The following is a 20815-nucleotide window of genomic DNA, read 5'->3' as shown; positions in this document are numbered from 1 at the left end:
TGGATTACGCAGAAAAATTGCCAGCAATTGAAAGTCCCCGCTGGTCATCTCAACCCGCGCGCCGGTACGATCCAAAAGTTCGAAGCGATCCAGATAGGCAGTCATCCCATCGAAGGTTACAGCTTCTTCTGCCTCAGGCTGGATTTCCGAGGGTTCGGGCACGGTCAACTGCGGATTTTTTGTGGTACCCGTGCGTCTCAAGACGGAGCGCACACGAGCCAAAACTTCACGGACATGAAATGGTTTGGTGATGTAGTCGTCTGCCCCAAGTTCAAGACCAACAACCCGATCAATAACATCATCGCGACCTGACACCACGATGATAGGGACGTCTGAGTGCTGACGGATACGCTTCGCGATTTCCAGTCCGTTCTCTCTCCCCAATTGAAGATCAAGTGTCACAAGCTGCACATTGTGAGAATGGATTGCATTAAGAGTTCCGGCCTCGTCTTCTGCTTCAATGACATCGAAACCGTCACCTTCCAGACATCTCCGCAGGAGCATCCTCATCTTGGACTCATCATCCACGATAAGGATTTTGTCTGAACTCATAGGTGTGTCCCTTGCTGAGATGGATGTACGTAGGGTGACGCCTTAACGCCTAACAATACTATTGTTCATCGAAATAGCATAGAATTACAAATCTTTACATAGCGTCCGCACTCCGACTTACAATTGTGGGGCATGGATCTCCCAATAGAACTGGGAGACGACCAATGCACATTTCTAGGGCAACCGACTTCGAAAATCCGACAACGCCAATTTCATCCGCTTTTATTCGCGGCAACCGCTCGAAAACTTTTCAGACGCGCAAGCTGAAAGCGGCGCAAACCCTATTCCGCGAAGGCGATGCTGCTCGACACATCTATGAAGTTACCAGCGGGGTCGTTCGGGTGGCCAAGGTTCTTGAAGACGGTCGGCGGCAGGTTATCGCATTCGGATACCCCGGCGATATTATAGGCTTTCCCCAAGATGGCCTGTATCATACCGAATGCGATGCAATTTCATCCACCGAAGTCGTTGCACACAACATTAGAGATCTCGAAAGTGGAGAGCACAATCCCGAGCTGCATCAGCGATTGGTGATGGCCGCGCTCAAAGAGATTGGTGCCATGCAGGATCATTTCATGATGCTTGGCCGGAAATCAGCCAGCGAAAAAACAGCATCGTTTCTGGCACTCCTTATGGAGCGGACTGGCAAGCCTGTGGGGACATACACTCATTTTGAATTTCCGATGACCCGGGCGGATATCGCAGACTTTCTGGGGCTGACTGTCGAGACGGTGAGCCGGACCATCACAAAGTTCCGCAACTCAAAGATGATTGTCTTGGAAAGCTCAAAATCGGTGATCGTGCTTGATCAGGACGCCTTGTGCAACATGGCCGCGTAGCGACCGCGTCGCCTGAGCAGATCGCTCAGGTCGTAATCATAACTTCAGAAAGCACTCTGCGCAGGGATGGCGCTGGCATTTTTTCTGAACGCCCAATGCGCAAGAGGATTTGAGGCAGCGCGGTCACCCCCGCTGCTTCACGTAGCGCAGGACGCAGCGCACCAACTTCAATGGGCTGGTTCAGATAAGAAGCCGTATACCCTCTGGAGGTCAATAAAAGCAGCATCTTCGCGAGGGCGCGGCCTGTGTTGAGCCAATCCACGACGCCGTCGGACTTGCTCGTAAGCAGCGCCAGAGCCGGTGAGCCCGCCAGTATCTTCTTTTCGTCAGCGGCAGCGACGTTGTTGCCAAGGTCAAAAGTACGGATCACAAAACGGGCGGCGGGAGTGAGGATATCCGGCATGCCGAACCCTGCGCCAGACATGCCATCGCGACTTATGAGTCGCGTTGAATGTACCCAGGATGCAAGTTCTCGGCGAAAGTTTGGATCCTCAAACTGAAGGCGATCGGCTTCAGCGACCAATCCAGCAATCGTTTTGATTGCGGGACTATCCTCAAAAAACCGAAGGCTGGCTCCAGCGGTTTCGACGGCAGCGCAGCATGCGGGTGCCAGATCGTCGGGAAACCCCTCCATAAAATAAGCGCTCCGATCAGTACGCCTGTTCTTAATTGCATCGAACAAGACAACTTCGCCTTCATCCGGAGGCTTGCTCGCGGCAACTGTGATCTGTGCAAAATGGTCAAGGTACTCGGGGTCGGGCAGCAATGCGATCGTAGCCTGCAAGGAGAAACGCCGCGCAGCTACCTCAAAGATCCCAATGGCTGCTCCGCAACTGATCGTCAGTTCTCTGTCATGAGGATCAACAACCGGCAGCGCCCGCGCCCGATCGGCGAGAACATCGACCCAATTCGGCCCGGTACCGAACAACCAAGGCTGCGTATTGTGCGCCGACGGAGCGAGCGTCGCATACCCGATAAGATACTGGATTTGTTCCTCCAGCGTTCCACCAGAGGGGAACTCTGCATCAGCACGCAGCCATGGGTCATCTGAGGCCGTCATCATTCCTGCCGCTCACTTCTCGTTTGGAATAAGTATAGGAGCATTTTCGGATGGGCTATTGATCTGTCTCAACGATGGTTCGGTTCCCAAAGTACCATGGATATTGGTTTGATCCGCCTCGGCGAGAACCCATCGAAAACATCCCGCCAGCCGAAGCCGAGGCAAACTTCTAAGCGGCTCTGGAAAGATCAGAAATGGCCGCGCAACTAAGACAAATCAGGCTCCGGCAAACCCGACGCCCATCACGGCGCCTCGATCAAATGTTGTGTCAATGCGGTGAAGGGCACATCTACTTCGGTCAAAGATAGTGCCGCGTCTCGGATCAGCTCTGCACGCAAATCGCCGATGACAGGCGTGGCCAATGCCATAAACTTGGTGCAAACCTCATCAAGTCTCATCGGTCGCTCAGGCCCGCCGCGGGCATGGGTATCGCCGCTCTCTAGCCGTGTCCCATCTGTCAAAGTCACCACAACATCCGCCCAACGCCCGCCGGGAAAACGCGCCTCATGCTGCTCTGTTTCGACAGTGCGTGTCTTGTTCACGAGGCCTGCGACCAACGTATCCCTAAGACCCGTACCAGATATATGATCAAGCGTGATCTCGCCATAAGCCGCCATAATAGCCACGGCAAACGCCATGGAATACTGCGCTTGCGATGTCGTATCAGGCACAGTTGGGAAAAGCCGGGCAGCGTTGTGAAAACTATGCACCTCAATTGCTGTAATCTGATCAGGCGCAAACCCTTTTTCGATCCTCAATTCGCGCACCGCATCGATGGCGGCATGGGCCCAGCGGCAAATCGGATAAGGCTTCACATATTGATGCTCCATTTGCCAAAACTGGCCTAGATCTGCCCAATGGCGTGAGCATTCGTCCGATTCAACTGTCAAAGCTGGCGCGCCGGTAAAGCCCATCTGCGCCATTACCGCCGCTGAAATACCAACCAAAGTTCCCATGCCCGACCCGTCATGCAGCATGGTCGGATTGGCGATCTCGCGCATCATCTGACTGCGCGGCCCATGATATTCGGCGATACCCCATGCGTGGCGCAACTGATCCGCGCTCATCCCATTCAGGCGCGCAGCAATCGCAGCAACACCAAGGCCATTCCAAGCGCCAGATGTGTGATAATCCGACACGCTTTCATGCAGCGCAATGCCTGCACGCCCCGCGATTTCATAGCCCACAACCAACGCCGCAAGGGCATCGCGACCAGACAGATCATCCTGCCCATGAGCCATCGCAACCAGCGTCGGCACCGCTGCGACACCAATATGTCCCTTGGTCGGATTGTACCCGTCATGCGCATCTAGATTGTCGATCTGCGTTGCGGTGGCAAAGGCCGCCCCGGCTCGGGACGCAATCCGCCCATCAAACATCATCGGGGCTTGATCGTCCGGCTGCGAGGTCCCGTAAAGCCGAAGCGCCGCAGTGCGTGCAATCGTTCCCGCTTCCATTGGTTGGGCTGCAATGCACACACCAAGCGTATCAAGAAGCATCATCGCACTCGCGTTCAAAGTTTGCTGCGGTATTGCGTCAGGCTCACGTTCAAGCGCGAACTCAAGCGCACTTTGAAGAACCCAATTCTTGGTTGCATCGGGGTGTGTTTGTGGCATCAATCAAGCCTCCGGAGTTCAGTTGCAGTCTTGCAAAGCACGAATGGCATTTGAGTTCTGTACATTGGACAACTTGATACAAGAAATGTCCCCAAAAGCCCTGGTAAACAGGCTCCTCCCCTCACCCTTGTGCGCTCATTTGACGAACACAGGACCCCTTTCTTTGTTTATTTTGCCTACCAACAGACAAGACGGCGCGACCAGTAACTTATCCGTTTCCGACCTGTCTTCGTCGGAAAGAAGCAATACCAGGCTCGCAAACCAATTCAGTTTCCGAGTGGTCAGCTTCAGATACAGTTTCTGCCGATTTCAGCGTTGGTAGATGACCGGAAACCAGTCTTCTCTTAGGATCTGACCCGGCATCATCTCGTGACCGGGAAAGGGGGGCGAAGTTGGGCCTGGACGTTCAACATAACGAGCATCATCACCGACGAGGCGCAGCGAGAATGCGCGGCGGCGCTGATCCGAGATATTTCCGCGTGCGCCATGCAGGGTTCCGTAATTGAACGCAACAGCGTCGCCAGGCGCCATCTCCCATTCCCTGATGTCCATGCCTTCTAGATCTGGGTCCGGCACTGGCATGTAGTCATCATCGTTGGGAAAAAAGCTTGTTTCGGTCAGCCACCTTGTTGGCAGCACCGCCTTTTTCCAAGAATGGCTGCCCGCCACACATCGGAGGCTGGCATCGGTGACAACATCCATAGGAGACCAAAAACTCACGGTCTGGACCCCATCAACAAAGTAGTAGGGACTGTCTTGATGCCAGGGCGTCTGTTTGGATGTACCCGGTTCTTTGACAAGAACATGGTCGTGAAAAACCTGCACTCTGTTTGACTTCATCAGATCGGCTGCGACTTCGGCTGCTGGTGAATTGCGGATGACATTCTCGAATTCAGAAATACGGGTCCAGTTACAGTAATCATCAAAAAACCGCCCGCCTTCACCCTCCATCAGGTTCTCGGCCGCGTAAGGGCCAGGCTCTACCATGTTCCGCTCGATCCCAGCTCGGATCATGTCGACGTAATCCTGGAACAGTCCTTTGATTAAAACGACGCCTTCGCGTTGAAAGGTATCTACATGCTCTTGGGTCACAAATGGATGCATTGGTTGGGCTCTCCTAGTTGCGGTTAGCCTAAATCAATCCGATATTTGTTCCTAATAATAGAACGTCATTACTGGCGAACGGCAGCTAAGAGCTCAAAGTATGGAATGGCGCGCTTTGCATGACCGTCTACTTTTGTCTCAGCGGCTTAAAAGGAAAGCGACAGACACCATCACTTTCAGGTGAAGCTGAAAGCTTTCGGATGGCGACTGGCAGGCGAACCCAGTCTAATCGGGTCGAAAAGTGGAGGGGGGAAATGCTTAGAGCCATAGCATCATTTTTGCTCATCTTTTGTGCGAGCCAAGCAAGCGCACAAATCTGTCCTGACTTTTTTCGCTTTGTTGATTTCGGGCTAGAAGGCCGCGACGGGGTGATCTACCGCGGAGGGCCTATTTTTCGCGCCGAAAGCTTAAGCGGCCAACCTCTTTTGTTAAGAGATCGCACGGAATGCCTGGGTGTTCGAGAGGTCTCTGTGGATGGTCGGGGCAATCCTATCCCTGTTGTCACGAGTATTCACTACAGTCCTGAGAAAACGAACATAGACCTGACAGAACTGCGTGTCGCTGTCGTGGATGATACCGAAGCGGCGGCTGAAAAGAACGCCCGCGTTCATCGTGCGGGGCTGAAGCCATCCGACACAGAGTTCACGCGTGGAGCGAACTTCTTTTGTGCCAGTTTTAAGGAGTCACTGGAGATGAGTTGCCAATTGGAATCCCCTTATCCCGGCAATATTGCTTTGGTTGTCTACTGTGACGCTTTGCAATGCACGATGCCTGTTCTGGCGATTGATGAACAAATACTAGTAAGCGCGGTTTGGGCGAGTGGAGGTTCCTTTTTGAACGACCCAGCTACGGCGGGTCCTGATATTTTCGACAAGATCAAACGAATTCATGATTTTTTAAGCCCTCTTTCGGCAGCACTTCAGCGTCGTTAGGAAACAGAAGAAGCGGCCTTCGAAATACACAATATAGATGGCAGCTTCGTCCGGAGGCTGTGTAAAAACTCGGGATTCTTCATGATTTCGCGCCGCTCGTTTTCGGGAGTTGCGAATTTGATGGTTCCGCTCGACCAGAGCGCGCCCAAATCTGGCAATTTTTGCCATTTGTAAAAGCTCTCGATAGTTTTTTTACACAGCCTCTCCGCACAGCAGACCTTTGTGGTGGGTGCAGCGAATGGCTGCTTCGAGCCTATTTTGTTGAAAAACTCCAAGCTGGGGCAGAGCTCGGATAAATCGGGAAACAACGTTCTTCCCATACCGCAATGGGCTGAAAATAGCGCACATTTCGGCGGCGACTGAGAGCAGCGCTCTGGTTTTGAGGTGTCGTTGGACGGGCATTCGAGTTTTTCAACAGAATAAGCCCAAAGCGAACATCGGTTGCCCATCCGTCGAATATCTATTCTTTTCGAAAGGTGACGACAGGAACCAGAAGCGGAGGGAGCATGCCAGCCTATGTAGTCGGACAACTGGAGGTACTCGACTGGGATGACTACCAGAAGTATCTCAATGGCTTCATGCCAAGTTTTGAGCGTCATGGTGGGAAACTTCTGGCCACATCAATGCAAGATACCAAAGTTCTCGAAGGCTCTTGGGCTTCCTCGCGAACGGTTTTGTTGGAGTTTCCTTCTGCTGAAGACGCTGAGGATTGGTACACCGATCCCGAATATGTCGAACTTATGAAAGTTCGACATCGCACGGCCAGGACAAATCTGGTGTTGGTCAAGGGGTTCAAAGACTAAAAAAACGCGTTGCCCGCAAGAGCTACGTCTCCTGTCGACAAATATCCATTCTCGTTGGATTGCGGCGCTTCAACTCGAGAATGGAGCGGTGACGCCGAGTTTCTTCGCCTTCTCGCAAAGCTCAGACGCGGTGTCGTCAGGAAGGTCAATTCCGACCTTCCGAAGCCGGAGATCCGACTTGGCCTCACGTTCTCCAGGGTAGAAGATTTCCGGCACATCGGAGTGCCTCGGCGTTTCCTTGAGGTCCGCAATCATCCTTTCCATGTCTGCCTCGAACTCGGGAAGTGGACGACATGCGGCGATGTTGATGGCAAGGACGAGGTGTCCGACACCACTGGCGCCTTCGGCGACATAGGGACCGGTGACATAACGTCCAAAATGGCTCCCGCTCAGGACGCCGGACAACATGTCCATGGCGACCGAGATGGCGTATCCTTTGTGGCCTCCCATCGGTAAGATCGTGCCTTCTATCCCCGCTGCCGGGTCGATTGTGGCGTTGCCCGCTGCGTCGATTGCCCAAGTGTCTGGAATGGGTTCGCCCCGTTGTTGTGCGAGGTAAAGCTTGCCTCTGGCCACCGCGGTATTTGCGATGTCCAGCATCATTGGCGGGTGCGATCCGGCAGGAGCGGCCCAAGACCATGGGTTGTTGCCTACACGTTTTTCCACCGCTCCCCATGGAGCCATGGCCGGGCTTGCATTCGTCGAGATAAACCCGACGCATCCGCATTCCGCTGCCATGCGAGTGAAATACATCGCTGTGCCGAAATGACCTGAATTTCTGACAGAAACCGCCCCGATCCCATGGGTTCTTGCGAGTTCAATGGCATGGTTCATAGCCGCCTTGGCGGCGACCTGGCCCATCCCGCGCTGACCGTCCATAGTGGCGATAGCCCCAAGGCCGGCCGACGGCTCGGGCTTGGCGTCCGGAATCATGGCGCCGCTGTCGAGGCGCGCGGCGTACCAGAAAAGTCGCATGACTCCGTGGGATTGATGGCCCCAGAGGTCGGCCTGAACCAGAGTGTCTGCGACGAGGTCTGCCGCATCGCGGGGAACCTTCATCGCCTGATAGCAGGCGGATGCGAAGGCGCGCAGATCGTCGTGATGAACGGTAGGCATGGTTCAACTAGTCTCTTGGTTTTCGGAAAAGATCGGTGCTGTCTTGCCGCTGTCCGTAAGCGTCCGGGTGGCGTCGACCGAGGCATAGGTCCAGAAGATTCGAAGGACATCGGATTTTGAGGGATTGATGAACCTGTGTGGGAGACCCGCCGGCAACCACGTCACGTCGCCGGCGTCTGCCGGGAAAGCTTCGTCGCCAGCTTCGACGAATGCCGTGCCCGCGACGATCAGCACGCTTTCCTCGCAATTGTGATAATGCAGAGGAATGGCTCCGCCGGGCGGGATGTTGGTGAAGCCGTTCAGAAAAGCTGTTGCCCCACTTTCGGGCGTCACCATCTGTGTGGTCACGGCGCCGCCGCCACGTTGTATGTGTCGACGGTCGGTCTCTCGTATCAGGGCGTGTCGTGGCCTCGTCATTCAGATTGCCTCTTTGAGAAGGTGGATGTTGCGGAGTCTGGATCATCGGCGCGGTGGGTGAATGATTGTACCGTCAGAAGGCAACGATTTCGCGGGACGACGCAAGTGCCCGCTTTCACACCTCGCGGGCATCCCTCGTTTAGCCTCTATCGCATCGACGAGGTCGAGAAGACCGATTTTTTCGGAGTTTCCTAAATGCGGGGATATCGGGTTCAGAATGGCCTCACCTGAGTTTCCGAGAAAGTGTATTAATTCAGCGCATTGTATGACGCAGGAGATCTAATCTTTATCAAAAAAACAACCTACCCGTTTCGTGATGCTGGCAAAGGTTGGCAACAAAGACAGTCACAGCGTTGTTCAGGCTCTGATCAAACAGTCGCGAAAGTTGCCAAAGGAGCTATATTGCTGGCTAACCTGGGACGGTGGCACGGAGATGGCAGGGCATAAGGCCTTCACCTTGGCGACAGATATCGACGTGATTTTGTGCGACCCTCACAGTCCATGGCAACGCGGTACGAATGAGAATACCAACTGCCTATTGCGACAGTACTTTCCAAAAGGGACAGACCTGTCGATACATAGCCAAGCAAAGCTGAGCGCTGTCGCAAGACAGCTCAACGAACGACCTCGAAAGACGCTGGGATACGAAACTCCAGCAGAGCGTTTTAATGCATGTGTTGCGTCGACCGGTTGAGCCCGGCGCTCGGAGCAGCCATTCGCTGCAAGGCGCGCCATCGGGCGCGATTGACGAAACCTGCGCACGGGCTGGTCTTGACGTCATCGGCGCTGAATAATCCAAGCAGGACCCGCCCATTAATGGGGCGGGTCACCGCATTTGAAAGGTGAACCCTATGCTTCGTTCCTTGATCATCGCTGCCGCTTTGGCATTCGGCAGCGCGGCCCATGCACAGACAGCACCATCGGCATCCGACATTGCTTCCTACACGGGCCTACATCTTGCCGCCCACGAAGGACGGGCGGACGAGATCAACCGCTTGATCGCACAAGGTCATGACCTGAATGCCCGTGATCGGGCGGGCCGAACACCAGCGCATGTTGCCGCTTTCGCCTCGCACGACGATGCTGTTACCGCGCTTGGAACGGGCGGCGCGGACATGAACGCCCTTGAAAATCGAGTCTATGATGTCCTGACCATTGCCGCGGTGGCCAATGACCCTGAGCTGGTGTCTCTCGCCATCCAATTGGGCAACAAAACAGATCTCATCACCAGCGTCTACGACGGTACAGCCCTGATTGCTGCGGCACATCTTGGCCATCATGATGTTGTTGCCCGCCTCGTCACCGGTGGCGCGCCTCTGGATCACGTTAATAACCTCGGCTGGACAGCGCTGATCGAGGCTGTGGTGCTGGGTGACGGCGGGTCAGATCACATCAAGACGGTCGAAATACTTGTCCAGGCCGGTGCAGACAAAACCATCGGTGATCGCGACGGCGTGACCCCCCTTCAGCACGCGAAGGCGCGAGGTTATGCAGAAATGGTAAAGCTTCTCCAATGACGTCTCTCATACGCGGCGGATCAAATGGTGCGTCGCGTATCAGTCAGGATGAAGCGTTTTCTTGGGCCAAAGCAGCCCTTCGCTGCTCAACAGCAATTCGGGAGGTCTGGGCGGCGGGCTCAACCGTTCGCCGCGCAATGCATCAATGACTGCACTGCGGACAGAACGGACCTTAGAAGGCCGGGGTGTCAGAAGAGAGCAGACCTTCCGCTTCATCAGGCAAGGTGCCGGCAGCGGGGGCAGTGGTGCCTTGAAGTTTTCAGCACATCGGCGTGCCTTGCCCCTTTTTTTATCCTCCGATTATAGCTTTACGCACCTGAAATTTTTCCCGCAATAAGCAGGAACAAGCAGAAAATAGCACCGAGAACCGGGACGGCGAGTGGCACTGTGAAAGTGCCCTGAGGCGCGGGAACGCGCCGAATCTTGAGCCATACCAACGCGGCGTTCACGAAGACAAAGACAGACAACAGCACCTCCGATGTTGTCTCCGCCAGCGTGTCGAGCGGCGTAAACAATGCGAGACCCAGCACGATGGTGGCAACGAGGACCGTAGCCCTGAGCGGTGTGCGCGTGTGCGGATTGACCTTGCCTATCCAGGCGGGAAGACGCCTCTCGCGAGCCATGCCGTAGGTGACCCGCGCTGCCATCACGAGAATAATCCCGACACCATTCATTGTGGCCAGGATCGCCACCAGCGTGATCGTGAGCGGCGAAAAACCAGTCAGGCGTTCGAAGAGCAGGCTGATGGGAGCGGTCGTGGTCTTGAATTCCGCAACCGGGATCGCCGTCGCCGAAATGTGTGAGACCAGCACGTAGAGCAACGTCACGATTAAAAGCGTCAGCCCCAACGCCCAGGGCATGATGCGGCGCGGGTTTCGTGCCTCCTCGACGAGGTTCACCACGTCGTCGAACCCGATATAGGCGAAAAAGGCGATGAGGCTTGCGGAGAAGACGCCGGACACTGCGACCCAGTCCGACAACGGGGGAACCAAGGCGCGGGGCAGCGACGCGAGAATCTCGGAATCGGACCCGATACCGGCACCGATAATAACAAGAAGGCCCGCGACTTCCGCCACTGTCATGATGCCGGCGATGATGACGGTTTCGCGAATGCCCCAGGCTGCGACCGTGGCCATGACAACAATGATCAGAACAATCAGCGCTGGCTGCGGGAGCGGGATCACCTGCGCGACATAGCCTGAGGCCCCAACGGTAATAGCGGCAGCGGCAATCATCGCCTCGATAAGAATGGCAAGTCCTATAATCACCGTAAGGGGTGCCAGCCTAAAGGCGGCCTCGATGTAGTTGGCCTCTCCGGCTGCCTTTGGAACGCGGCCCACCAGTTCCGCGAATGCGCCTGCGGTAAAGGCCATCACGAACGCGGAGAGCAGAAACGAGGCAGGTGCAAATTCTCCGGCTCGCAGAACTGTCTCGCCTACGAGCACGTAGATCCCTGCTCCTATGGTCACACCTAGGCCATAAAGCACAAGGCCCGTTAGGCCGATGCTTCGACGCAGCGAAGCGCTGGCTATATTGGCCTCATTTTCACTTCGGTGCCATTGCATATCCACACCTCCCCTTGCTGAATATACGGTGGGTTTTGACAACGTGTCCTTGATCTCTGTCACCTTGGGCTGAGGTCAAAGCCGGACGGGTGTGCTAGGTGCGCGACAGGATCACCCGCCCCCATATATCATCGTTGATGTAAACCTTCAGCCGCCTGCGTCGCGATACGCTGGACGTCACCGAAAGATGGCGCGCGTGCGAGGTCAGAGATAGGCAAGGGTCCGCTCTGGGCTGCGGTTTCAATCGGTCGACGCAACACTTTAGTCTTTTTGGAAAGATGGAGTATGAAGCATAAAGTATCGTCCCCGAGTATTTTTACGGACAAGCAGAAGTCAGAGATATGGGGAGCGTTTTGTCATTCGACAAAACTACGAAACCGCCGCGCCCGCCCCAAGTTGGATTGCTCTGAACGTGCCAGGACCGATATGACATATCCCGGTAGCCTATGCGTGCGCATGACGTCAGGCGACGGTGTAGCTGCGATCCGGCCGGAATGCGGCTATGTCAATGTTGGGCTGGCGGCCCTCGGCAAGGTCCGTAACGATGCGCCCTGTAATCCCTCCAAGCGTCAACCCAAGATGTTGGTGGGCAAAGGCATGTATGATCCGCTTGGACTTGGCGGTGTGCCCGATCACAGGAAGGGAGTCCGGCATCGTCGGCCGGTATCCCAGCCAGTGGCTGTCGGGAACCGGCAATGGGCCGAACATTTCGGTCGCTCTGCGGACAAGATATGAGATCCGGTTCTGATTGACGGGCTTGTTGAGATGGTCGATCTCGACGGTGCCGGCCAAACGCAGACCCTTTGCCATGGGAACGGCATAGAACCCGCCTTCGGACCAGCCGACCGGTCGAGTGATCCGATGGGCGTCATTGGCGTAGACGATGTGATATCCTCGTTCCGTTCCAAGCGGCAGCCTTTCGGTTTCGGCGCCAGCGATCTGCCTGGAAAATGCGCCAGATGCGACGACGACATGACCCGCATGCACCGTATTATCGCCAACCTTCAATTCGACGCCTGAAGCACGTGCCGTGACCTTCGAGACTTTTGCAGCGATCGTCCGCCCACCCAGGTCGGTAAAGCGCGCATGCATGCGCCGGATCAGTTGCTCGGGATCTCTAATATGCCGCGCCTCGGGATAGAACACTGCACGTTCGATGGGCAGTTTGAGGCCTGGCTCCATCGACGTTGCTTCGTCGGCCGTCAACTCCACGAGGTGAACGCCATGGCTCCGTCGCTGTTTGAGCCCGGCTTCAGCCGCTTTTGCGCCAGCCTTGCTCGACCAGACGGATAACTGGCCATTTTCGACGACAAGGTCCTCCGCTTCAGCCGCAACGATTAGGGGATTAAGGCCGGAATCCGCATGCGCCAGCAGGCCCGCAAGGTTCCGCGAGATTTCACGCGACCGTTTCGCAGAGCAGTTCGCGAGAAAGGACAGCATCCAGCGTGGGTTTTTTAGCGCATGACTGTAGGAAATCGAAAGCGGACTGTCCTTGCTGAAAAGAAGTCGTGGCAAGCCGAACAAGACAGACGGATCGTTGACCGGCAGGCACGCATAGGTAGCAATGGTGCAGGCGTTGCCAGAGCTAGTCCCCGACCCCGGTGGATTCGGATCGGCCAAGAGCACCTTGTGACCGCGCATCTGCGCCCATAGCGCCGTGCTGGTTCCAACTATGCCCGCGCCTGCGATCGCGATGTCGAAGTCTGCCAAAGTATTGACCCTATTACCTTTCTAGGACGATTGACCCAGCTACCTCTAGGGCTGGCCATATAAAGAGGCAATACCACGCCACCGCAGGTCTGAGCTGGGAAGTTAAGAAAACTGTCAGAACGCAAATCGGTCTTTGCTACTCCCGGACTCGGAAGCAAATTTTGGGGCGAAACGATGCCACCAGTACCGCACGGCCTCGTGGCTAATGTCGATCCCTCACTCGTGTAGCAGGTCTTCTACATTCCGCAGCGAAAGCGGAAACCGAACATACAATATCACCGCGAGGCGAATGGTCTCTGGGCTGGTCTTGAAATAGCGAAATGGGTTCTTTTGGGTCATGGCCCGACGCTAGACAACTGCCCCACCCGCCTCAAGCTGACGTGCTCTGACTGTGTTTTTCTGCCGGATCAGCCCGGGCTCAGCCCGCGCAAACGCTCTGACCGTCGGCGCAGAATTTCGACGGTCGCCAGCAGGAAAATCGAGAAAACGACCAAAATCGTCGCCACACTCAAAATCGCCGGGCTGATCTGCTCGCGGATTCCGTTCCACATCTGTCGCGGGATTGTCTGTTCATTAAAGCCACCGATGAACAGCACGGCCACAACTTCGTCGAATGACGTGACGAAGGCGAACAGCGCGCCGGAAATCACACCCGGCAGGATCAGCGGCATTGTGATCTTGAAGAACGTCGTGCGCGGGTTGGCGCCCAGCGACGCCGCCGCGCGTGTCAGCGAGTGGTCGAAACCCACCAGCGTCGCGGTCACGGTGATGATAACAAAGGGAATACCCAATGTGGCATGCGCCAGAATGATCCCGAGGTAGGGGATCTGCCATCCGAATAACTCCCACTTGGCAATCGAGATCGACGAGTAAAAGAAGAACAACCCCGTCGCGGTGATGATAATCGGTACGATCATTGGCGAGATCAGGATCGCCATAATTGTGCGACGGTATGGCATCTCGGGTCGGCTGAGGCCCAGTGCCGCGACCGTCCCCAGTACAGTGGCCAAAATGGTCGCAAAGAAGCCGATAATGACGGAGTTCTTCGCCGCCTTGATCCAGGCGGCATTGTTCCAGGTGTCTGCCCACCAGGAACCGTCGCGCACCAACTCCGGCGCTTGCATTCCGAACGTTAGGATAAGGTCGTACCAGCGCAACGAGTACCCCTCGGGGTCCAGCGCCAGCATCTTCGGAGTAAAGGTAAAGAAAGGCTCGGCGTTGAAAGACAGCGGAATGACGATCAGGATCGGCGCGATCAGAAACGTGAAGATCACCCCGCAGATCACCAGGTAGATATAATGCCAGACCCGTTCGAGGGTGGATGCGTGTTTTGGCAAAGCCATACCGTTATCCCAGTTTCAAATTATCAATGCCGATCAATCGGTCGTAAAGCCAGTAGAGCAACAGGATACCCGCCAGAAGCAGGGCGGCCAGCGCCGCGGCCAGCGACCAGTTCAAAGATTTCTGCATGTGGAAAGCGATAAAGTTCGAGAACAGCTGTCCGCTTGCACCGCCCACCAGCGCGGGCGTGATGTAGTACCCGACCGCCAGAATGAAGACGAGCAATCCCCCTGCCCCCATACCCGGCACTGTCTGCGGCACATAAATGCGCCGAAATGCCGTCCAGCTGGTCGCCCCAAGCGAGCGTGCCGCACGAACATAAGTCGGGTTGATCGGGCGCATGACTGAATACAGCGGCAGCACCATAAACGGCAGCAGAATGTGGACCATCGCAACAATCGTTCCGGTCTGATTATAGATCATCTGGATACGGCTGTCGTCTGCCACGATACTGGCAGCCACCAGCGTGTCGTTCACCACGCCCTGGCTTTGCAGCAGCACGATCCAGCTGGTCGTCCGCACCAAAAGCGAGGTCCAGAACGGCAGCAACACGAAAATCATCAGCAGGTTCGAATGCCTCAACGGCAAAGTCGCCAGCAGATGCGCAACGGGATAGCCAAGGATCAGGCAGGCGAGCGTAATGAAGGCCGACAAAGCCAGTGTCTTACCGTAGTTGCCGACATATAGACGGCGATCCTCGTCCACCTGAACGATATTGCCATCGGCGTCCCGCGTTCGGTCCAGAGCCGCCAGATAAAAGTTGCCGGTATATGCCGAAGACGCCCCGCGCATCACTTGCCACAGCAGCGGATCGGCCCAATCTTGGTCTGCGTCCAGAACCGCCTCTTTGAACGGGGGTTCCATCTTCGGCGCCTTGCGCGTCGTCGATGAGATCAGGGATTTCGTTCCAGCGAGTTCATAGTTGATGCGCGTGCCTACATTGCCCTGCGCCTTCAACTCGCTCAGTTGAATAAGATCGCTGACCAGCGCGGCATAGGCGGCCTCGTCCGGTTCAGTGCCTTGCGGATTTTTGTCGAACCAACCACGTAGCTCTACCATAATCGGCGTTTTGGTGCCCGATTCAACGTCCCGATGGACAACAAAGCGCGGGTCGTGAATCGACCGCAGCAGCATTTGCCCGATCGGGGCGACGAAAGTCATAACAACGAATGCCAGCAGCGGCAGCACCAGCAGGAAGGCACGGCGACGGGCCCTTGCCTCGGCCGCAGCCAGAGCGGCCTTCAGCGGTTTTCCGTCAGCCGTTTTCAGATCACCTGCCGCGGGCGCATCCGGGGCCATTGATGGCGTCCCCTGCGAATTGGCGGAAGTATCGGTCATTCGGTCCAGATCCTGATGCGGCTGATTGCAGAAAGTCGGGGCGCGCCAGTACGGCGCGCCCCATTTGTGCAGGTATTACTGGGCAAGCCAGGCGTTAAAGCGCTCGTTCAACTCCGAGTCGCGGTCAGCCCAGAACTCCAGCGACGACGCCAGGGCGTTGGTCTGGTTTTCAGGGCTGGTCGGCAACTGCGGACCCATTTGCGTCGTGCCGTCGCCCTTGTACACGCCAACCAGCGGTGCCGAAGACTTGCGCGGCGGGCCATAGCTGATCCATTCAGCAGCCGCCGCCAAAGGTGCGGTGCCGGTCGAGAACTTGATGAACTCCAGAGCGCCCTCTTTGTTAGGTGCGCCCTTCGGGATCACCCAACCTTCCCATTCAAAGACCTGACCGTCCCACATGATCGCGAACGGCTGACCTTCGCCAACAGCGGCCGAGAAAATGCGGCCATTCCAGCCCATCGTCATCAGAACTTCGCCGTCAGCCAGCAGTTGAACCGGCTGCGAGCCGGCTTCCCACCAGACGACCGAATCCTTGATTGTGTCGAGCTTTGCAAAAGCGCGATCAACACCTTCGTCGGTTTCCAGCGTGGCATAGACGTCGCCTGCAAGAACACCGTCAGCCATCAGCGCCATCTCAAGCGTGGTTTTCGCGCCTTTTTTCAGGCCGCGCTTGCCGGGAAATTTCTCAAGGTCATAGAAATCGGCAATCGAGGTCGGAGCGCCGTCCGTGAACTTGGTGGTGTCATAGGCGATCGCGGTCGCGAACACGTCGGTCGGGATCATGCAGTCGGTCAGCGTTCCCGCGATGAAGTCATCCACAGCAGGGGTGCCATCGGCACCATCAGGCATGGTCGAGGCATCGATCTCTTCGATCAGACCTTCGTCGCACAGACGTACGGCGTCGGCGATTTCAACGCTTGCGACGTCAATCGTCACGTTGCCCGCTTCGACCTGAGCCTTGATCGGGGTTGCCGGGTTGTCGGCATCTGCCGAGTTCACGGTGATGCCCGTCGCTTCGGTGAAGGGCTTGTGATAGGCCTCAACTTGGCTGTTCGTGTAAGCGCCTCCCCAGCCGATGACCGTAACTTCGGTGCTGTGGCTGGCCGCGTTTGCGGCAAGTGCAACGCCGCTCAGTGCCGTTGTCAGGATAAGTATCTTTTTCATTTGGTTCTCCTCAGTAGCTGTAAATTTATGTCAATGGTGCACCGGATATTCGTGCCAGTGTCGCGTCGTTTCATAGCGGATTAAGCGCACGCGCGTCCTGTGCATGCCAGGTGACTTGCGTCTTTTCGCCGACGACCAGGTGCGTGTGGCCCGCAGAATTCGGAACTTTGACGACAAAGTCATCGTTGCCGTGAACGTTGAGGCGGCACCGGATGTGGTCGCCCAGATAAATCAACTCTCGCACGTCGGCAGTGGTTGTGTTCGCGCCACCTGTCTGACCCACCGTGACACGTTCGGGCCGGATCGAGATCAGCGTTTCGGTCCCGACCTCGCCACAACTGACGGCCAGCGCTTGGCAGGTTTCGCCGTTCGCAAGCTTTACCGTCGCCGTATCGCCGGTGCGTGACACAACTATGCCGCTCAGTTTGTTATTCTCGCCGATGAACTGCGCCACAAAGCTGTTCTCGGGACGTTCATAAAGATCGGCTGGCGCAGCGAGTTGCTGGATGCGACCATCGTCAAAAACGGCAACGCGGTCACTCATCGTAAGGGCTTCGGACTGGTCATGCGTGACATAAACCACTGTTATTCCGAGTCTTTCATGCAGATGTTTAATCTCATACTGCATATGTTCGCGCAGTTGCTTGTCCAGTGCACCCAGCGGTTCATCCATCAGCACCAGCTTTGGATCGAACACCAGCGCACGCGCCAACGCTATGCGCTGTTGCTGGCCGCCAGACAGTTGCGCCGGGCGGCGGTTGCCGAAAACGCCCATCTGCACCATGTCGAGGGCGTGTTTGACCTTGGCCTCACGCTCGGCCTTGCCCATGCCACGCACTTCCAGCGGGAAGGCGAGGTTTTCGTTGACGGTCATATGTGGAAACAGCGCGTAGTTCTGGAACACCATGCCAATGCCGCGCTTGTGCGGTGGAATGTTGTTGATCTCGGCCCCGCCAAGGCGGATTTCTCCGTGGGTTGCGGTCTCAAAGCCGGCGAGCATCATAAGACAGGTAGTTTTGCCCGATCCCGATGGCCCGAGCATCGTCAGAAATTCGCCTTTTGGCATCGACAGATTCAAGTCTTTGACGACCAGAATCTCGCCGTCATAGCTTTTCTGCACACGGTCGAATTCGACAAATCCGTCGTCGGTATTGGTGTTGACCAAACCGGGCTCCCTGATAGCGGCAGGTTATCCTGCACTTCTGAGGAAGGGTTAAAGCCAATGGCCAGCCATTATGCAACCGGCGAATCCGGCTTTGGCGCGCCTGAACCCGAGTGAATTGCCCCTTTTAGGTGAGCGGGTCGACTGGTATTGCTATCAGCGACTACATTACCGCGCAAATCTGCGAGGGAACGAACTCGTGGTCGCCAAGACCCTGAACCTCGGATTTCGTTGCCTCACGGGACGGCGAAGTGGAACGCATTGAGTTGATGCGTTCCATCGCCTTGGTCAATCGAGGTCCGGATTATGGGCTGTCAGATTCCAAACAGGCGCTGATTTCATGGACTACTGCGCTGCAACCATGACGTAGCTCCAATGTATTTCTCTGACGCGTGATCACTTACTTTGCTTGATCCCATACTCATGAATTCGTTTTCAGATAACGGTTTCTCCAACACCTAGCCTATTCGCGATTTCACCCATTGAGTGGCTCTTGTACAGCTCCTCTAAATACTCCTTTGAGATCGAAAACTTCGTCGCCCTCCGACACTGTGTCGCTCAATTCCAAACGCTATCAGCGTGTTGCGAACAGTCTCATCGTTGTAGCCAAGAGACGCCCGACGGGACTCAATTGTTCACCCGCTGGCAGTTCCGCTATGTGGCCGCCGCACAGAGATCATGCTCAGCCAAAAGTTCAAATCGACCAACATGCAAGACGGCATCGTGCAGGTTCCGCGCATCGAAACGGCTTTTTGTGAGCGCCATTCTTACTTTTGTGCTATGATGCAGGAAGTAAATAAATCCGATTACTGGTGGTTGAGGAGCCTTTTTCCGTGTTCGTGATGGCAACCGCAAGGAGACCCGGACGTGGCTTCTAATCGTCGGCGTTGTCGTTTTGGGTTCGACAGTGTGAACTCGCTCATGAGTGGACCCCTGTGATCCACACCGATTCCGGCGTGTTCGAGGACTCTTAGATTGGCAGCCAAGCTTACCAAGTCCGCAATGGAACCGGATCGCTTAGGTTTGAACAAAAAGATGGAGGCGCTTGATGGAATTTCTCATTATTTTCGAGTCAGTTGAAGGACAAACCCGCAAGATAGCGGAGTCTGTGGAGCAGCAGATACGTGCCGCAGGCCATGGGGTTCGGATGTTTGACGCGACGGACAAATTGGCTTCTTTGACTTTTGAAGGCATCGACAGGGTGGTGCTGGCAGCACCTGTGCATGAACGACGCCATCCCATGAGTTTCGAAGTTCTGATTTCAACAAACTTGGATGAATTGAAAGCGCGTCAGACACTTCAAATCTCTGTTAGCCTCAAGGCGGCCTTTCCTGAAGGTCAGGAAGAAGCTCAGGACTATTTGACCGAATCGAAAATGCGGACTGGTTTTGCTGCCGATTGGGAAGTCCTGGCTGCTGGGGCCGTCCGCACGAACAGCTACGATTATTATGAAAGCCAAGTCGTGCAAAATGTAGCGTTGGCTGGGCAAAAAATTGACCTTGTCAACGGCGAGCGCGAATTCACTGATTGGGATCGGCTTCGCGCTGAAATTGAAGCGTTTCTGGTCGCTGAGCAGCCTCATGAAGCCTGAGTGCGATGAAGCTTCCTTGCAAGACCCCTTAAGGCGGAGGGGTGGCGCCGAAGCGGACCTTCCCTGCAAACCGCCCCAACGTCCGCTGTGCAACCTTTGCTGACTTTCGCGGGGGTGGTGCCCTGAGTGTGACCAACAAAAGGCAGTTATCCAAAGAATACCAATAAGGTAGAGCTACACAAAGTCCCGCTACCCTTAGTCGTCCAAAGCAATGCTTTATTTTAAGCGAGGTCTTACGGCTTTAATAAGAGCCTGGATTTTGCGGATATTTTTGTGGTTCTGGCGTTGGGTACAGGGCGTGAGCAAAGCTGCTACCGTTAAGCTGCAATGAAATCTCTAACCACACTGTTGAAAAGTTCGGGCTTTTCCAAATGCGTCGCATGCGCACAATCAGGGAGGACAGCAAGACTGGCGCTTGGAATGGATCGCCAAAGACACTCGATCTGGCTCCAAGGATAAGTGCGGTCGTGGTCTCCCCAGAGAACCAGCGTTCTTGTGCGAATGTCTTGGAGACGACCAATGCCGCTCCAGTGCTGCATCGCGTCGAGCCCGGCTAGAATAGCCTGTAAACTGCTTAGCTCAGCAATGGCCGCGCATTCCTCGTAGGCCTCAGCCTCAGTCATTTTAAGAAACCAGGTGGCTGCAATGCGCCTTGCGGTGGCCTGCGATCCGTCGGTTCGCGCGCGGCGCTTCGACGTGCTGATGGTCTCAAATCGGCCAGGCAAAACCCCGGTGGGCCCGGTGCCATAAAGCACCAGGCGGTCCACGGATTCGGGTGCCTGGACTGCGATTTCTTGTGCGACCATCCCGCCCATGGAGTGACCGATCAGATGAAACCGCGCGATCCCGCGAGACTTTAGCTCGGCAATGACCCATTTTGCATAGGCTTCAATGCTGTCCAGCGCCTCGAGTTTACAGTTCTCACCAAAACCGGGGAGGTCCACGGTGATGACGTTAAGTCCACAGAGGGCTTTGGCTTGGCCCGCCC

18 protein-coding genes and 2 pseudogenes are annotated in these 20815 nt (G+C 55.7%); 6 read left to right on the top strand and 14 right to left on the bottom strand.

The window, feature by feature from the left end; translation table 11 throughout:
* A partial coding sequence (locus Q1B15_RS11940; protein ID WP_299753960.1) for a response regulator transcription factor occupies positions 1 to 552 on the bottom strand: 552 nt, incomplete at its 3' end.
* Positions 553 to 716: 164 nt separating this feature from the next.
* Between Q1B15_RS11940 and Q1B15_RS11935 the strand changes: the two genes are divergently transcribed.
* Positions 717 to 1391 (top strand): helix-turn-helix domain-containing protein, encoded by a 675-nt coding sequence (locus tag Q1B15_RS11935; protein ID WP_299753959.1) that lies wholly within the window; start codon positions 717 to 719, stop codon positions 1389 to 1391.
* Positions 1392 to 1416: 25 nt separating this feature from the next.
* Here Q1B15_RS11935 and Q1B15_RS11930 read toward each other — a convergent pair whose 3' ends face one another.
* The 3 genes from Q1B15_RS11930 to Q1B15_RS11920 form a co-directional block, all read right to left on the bottom strand.
* A complete protein-coding gene (locus Q1B15_RS11930; RefSeq protein WP_299753958.1) occupies positions 1417 to 2454 on the bottom strand; it encodes a hypothetical protein in 1038 nt (345 codons plus the stop codon).
* A 239-nt stretch (positions 2455 to 2693) separates the two neighbouring features.
* Positions 2694 to 4067, bottom strand: coding sequence for an MmgE/PrpD family protein (locus Q1B15_RS11925; RefSeq protein ID WP_299753957.1), 1374 nt, complete (start codon positions 4065 to 4067; stop codon positions 2694 to 2696).
* 309 nt (positions 4068 to 4376) lie between these two features.
* A complete protein-coding gene (locus Q1B15_RS11920; protein WP_299753956.1) occupies positions 4377 to 5171 on the bottom strand; it encodes a phytanoyl-CoA dioxygenase family protein in 795 nt (264 codons plus the stop codon).
* A 119-nt stretch (positions 5172 to 5290) separates the two neighbouring features.
* Between Q1B15_RS11920 and Q1B15_RS11915 the strand changes: the two genes are divergently transcribed.
* Positions 5291 to 6103 (top strand): hypothetical protein, encoded by an 813-nt coding sequence (locus Q1B15_RS11915; protein ID WP_299753955.1) that lies wholly within the window; start codon positions 5291 to 5293, stop codon positions 6101 to 6103.
* Positions 6104 to 6609: 506 nt separating this feature from the next.
* Positions 6610 to 6906: a DUF1330 domain-containing protein gene (locus Q1B15_RS11910; RefSeq protein WP_299753954.1), complete on the top strand. Its 297-nt coding sequence runs from the start codon at positions 6610 to 6612 to the stop codon at positions 6904 to 6906.
* 69 nt (positions 6907 to 6975) lie between these two features.
* Here Q1B15_RS11910 and Q1B15_RS11905 read toward each other — a convergent pair whose 3' ends face one another.
* Together Q1B15_RS11905 and Q1B15_RS11900 are read right to left on the bottom strand one after the other, a co-directional pair.
* Positions 6976 to 8022 (bottom strand): Ldh family oxidoreductase, encoded by a 1047-nt coding sequence (locus tag Q1B15_RS11905; protein WP_299753953.1) that lies wholly within the window; start codon positions 8020 to 8022, stop codon positions 6976 to 6978.
* A 3-nt stretch (positions 8023 to 8025) separates the two neighbouring features.
* Positions 8026 to 8439: a cupin domain-containing protein gene (locus Q1B15_RS11900; protein ID WP_299753952.1), complete on the bottom strand. Its 414-nt coding sequence runs from the start codon at positions 8437 to 8439 to the stop codon at positions 8026 to 8028.
* A gap of 277 nt (positions 8440 to 8716) precedes the next feature.
* Here Q1B15_RS11900 and Q1B15_RS11895 point away from each other — a divergent pair.
* A pseudogene (locus Q1B15_RS11895) lies at positions 8717 to 9133 on the top strand (IS30 family transposase); the annotation flags it as partial.
* A 157-nt stretch (positions 9134 to 9290) separates the two neighbouring features.
* Positions 9291 to 9956, top strand: a complete 666-nt coding sequence (locus Q1B15_RS11890) for an ankyrin repeat domain-containing protein (RefSeq protein ID WP_299753951.1) — start codon at positions 9291 to 9293, stop codon at positions 9954 to 9956.
* 308 nt (positions 9957 to 10264) lie between these two features.
* Here the strand turns inward: Q1B15_RS11890 and Q1B15_RS11885 are convergent, their stop codons facing one another.
* The 7 genes and pseudogenes from Q1B15_RS11885 to Q1B15_RS11855 all read right to left on the bottom strand — a co-directional run bounded on the left by Q1B15_RS11885 (position 10265) and on the right by Q1B15_RS11855 (position 18239).
* On the bottom strand, positions 10265 to 11521 hold the full coding sequence (locus Q1B15_RS11885; protein ID WP_299753950.1) for an APC family permease: 1257 nt from the start codon (positions 11519 to 11521) through the stop codon (positions 10265 to 10267).
* 462 nt (positions 11522 to 11983) lie between these two features.
* Positions 11984 to 13231 (bottom strand): FAD-binding oxidoreductase, encoded by a 1248-nt coding sequence (locus Q1B15_RS11880; protein WP_299753949.1) that lies wholly within the window; start codon positions 13229 to 13231, stop codon positions 11984 to 11986.
* Positions 13232 to 13378: 147 nt separating this feature from the next.
* Positions 13379 to 13570 (bottom strand): annotated as a pseudogene (locus Q1B15_RS11875) (IS6 family transposase); the annotation flags it as partial.
* A 68-nt stretch (positions 13571 to 13638) separates the two neighbouring features.
* A complete protein-coding gene (locus tag Q1B15_RS11870) occupies positions 13639 to 14574 on the bottom strand; it encodes an ABC transporter permease (RefSeq protein WP_299753948.1) in 936 nt (311 codons plus the stop codon).
* Between the two features lie 4 nt (positions 14575 to 14578).
* Positions 14579 to 15871, bottom strand: coding sequence for an ABC transporter permease (locus Q1B15_RS11865; protein ID WP_299753961.1), 1293 nt, complete (start codon positions 15869 to 15871; stop codon positions 14579 to 14581).
* Between the two features lie 114 nt (positions 15872 to 15985).
* Positions 15986 to 17074, bottom strand: coding sequence for an ABC transporter substrate-binding protein (locus Q1B15_RS11860; protein ID WP_299753947.1), 1089 nt, complete (start codon positions 17072 to 17074; stop codon positions 15986 to 15988).
* 70 nt (positions 17075 to 17144) lie between these two features.
* A complete protein-coding gene (locus Q1B15_RS11855) occupies positions 17145 to 18239 on the bottom strand; it encodes an ABC transporter ATP-binding protein (RefSeq protein ID WP_299753946.1) in 1095 nt (364 codons plus the stop codon).
* A gap of 1045 nt (positions 18240 to 19284) precedes the next feature.
* On the opposite strand from Q1B15_RS11855, the gene Q1B15_RS11850 reads away from it, so the two are divergent.
* The gene (locus Q1B15_RS11850) at positions 19285 to 19827 is read left to right on the top strand and encodes a flavodoxin domain-containing protein (protein WP_299753945.1); all 543 of its coding nucleotides are present in this window, start codon (positions 19285 to 19287) and stop codon (positions 19825 to 19827) included.
* Positions 19828 to 20144: 317 nt separating this feature from the next.
* Here Q1B15_RS11850 and Q1B15_RS11845 read toward each other — a convergent pair.
* On the bottom strand, positions 20145 to 20815 hold a 671-nt coding region (locus tag Q1B15_RS11845), incomplete at its 5' end, for an alpha/beta fold hydrolase (RefSeq protein ID WP_299753944.1).

Source organism: uncultured Boseongicola sp. (assembly GCF_937988555.1).
In the GTDB taxonomy this organism is placed as follows: Bacteria; Pseudomonadota; Alphaproteobacteria; order Rhodobacterales; family Rhodobacteraceae; genus Boseongicola.
This window is presented reverse-complemented; position numbering and strand designations above follow the sequence as displayed.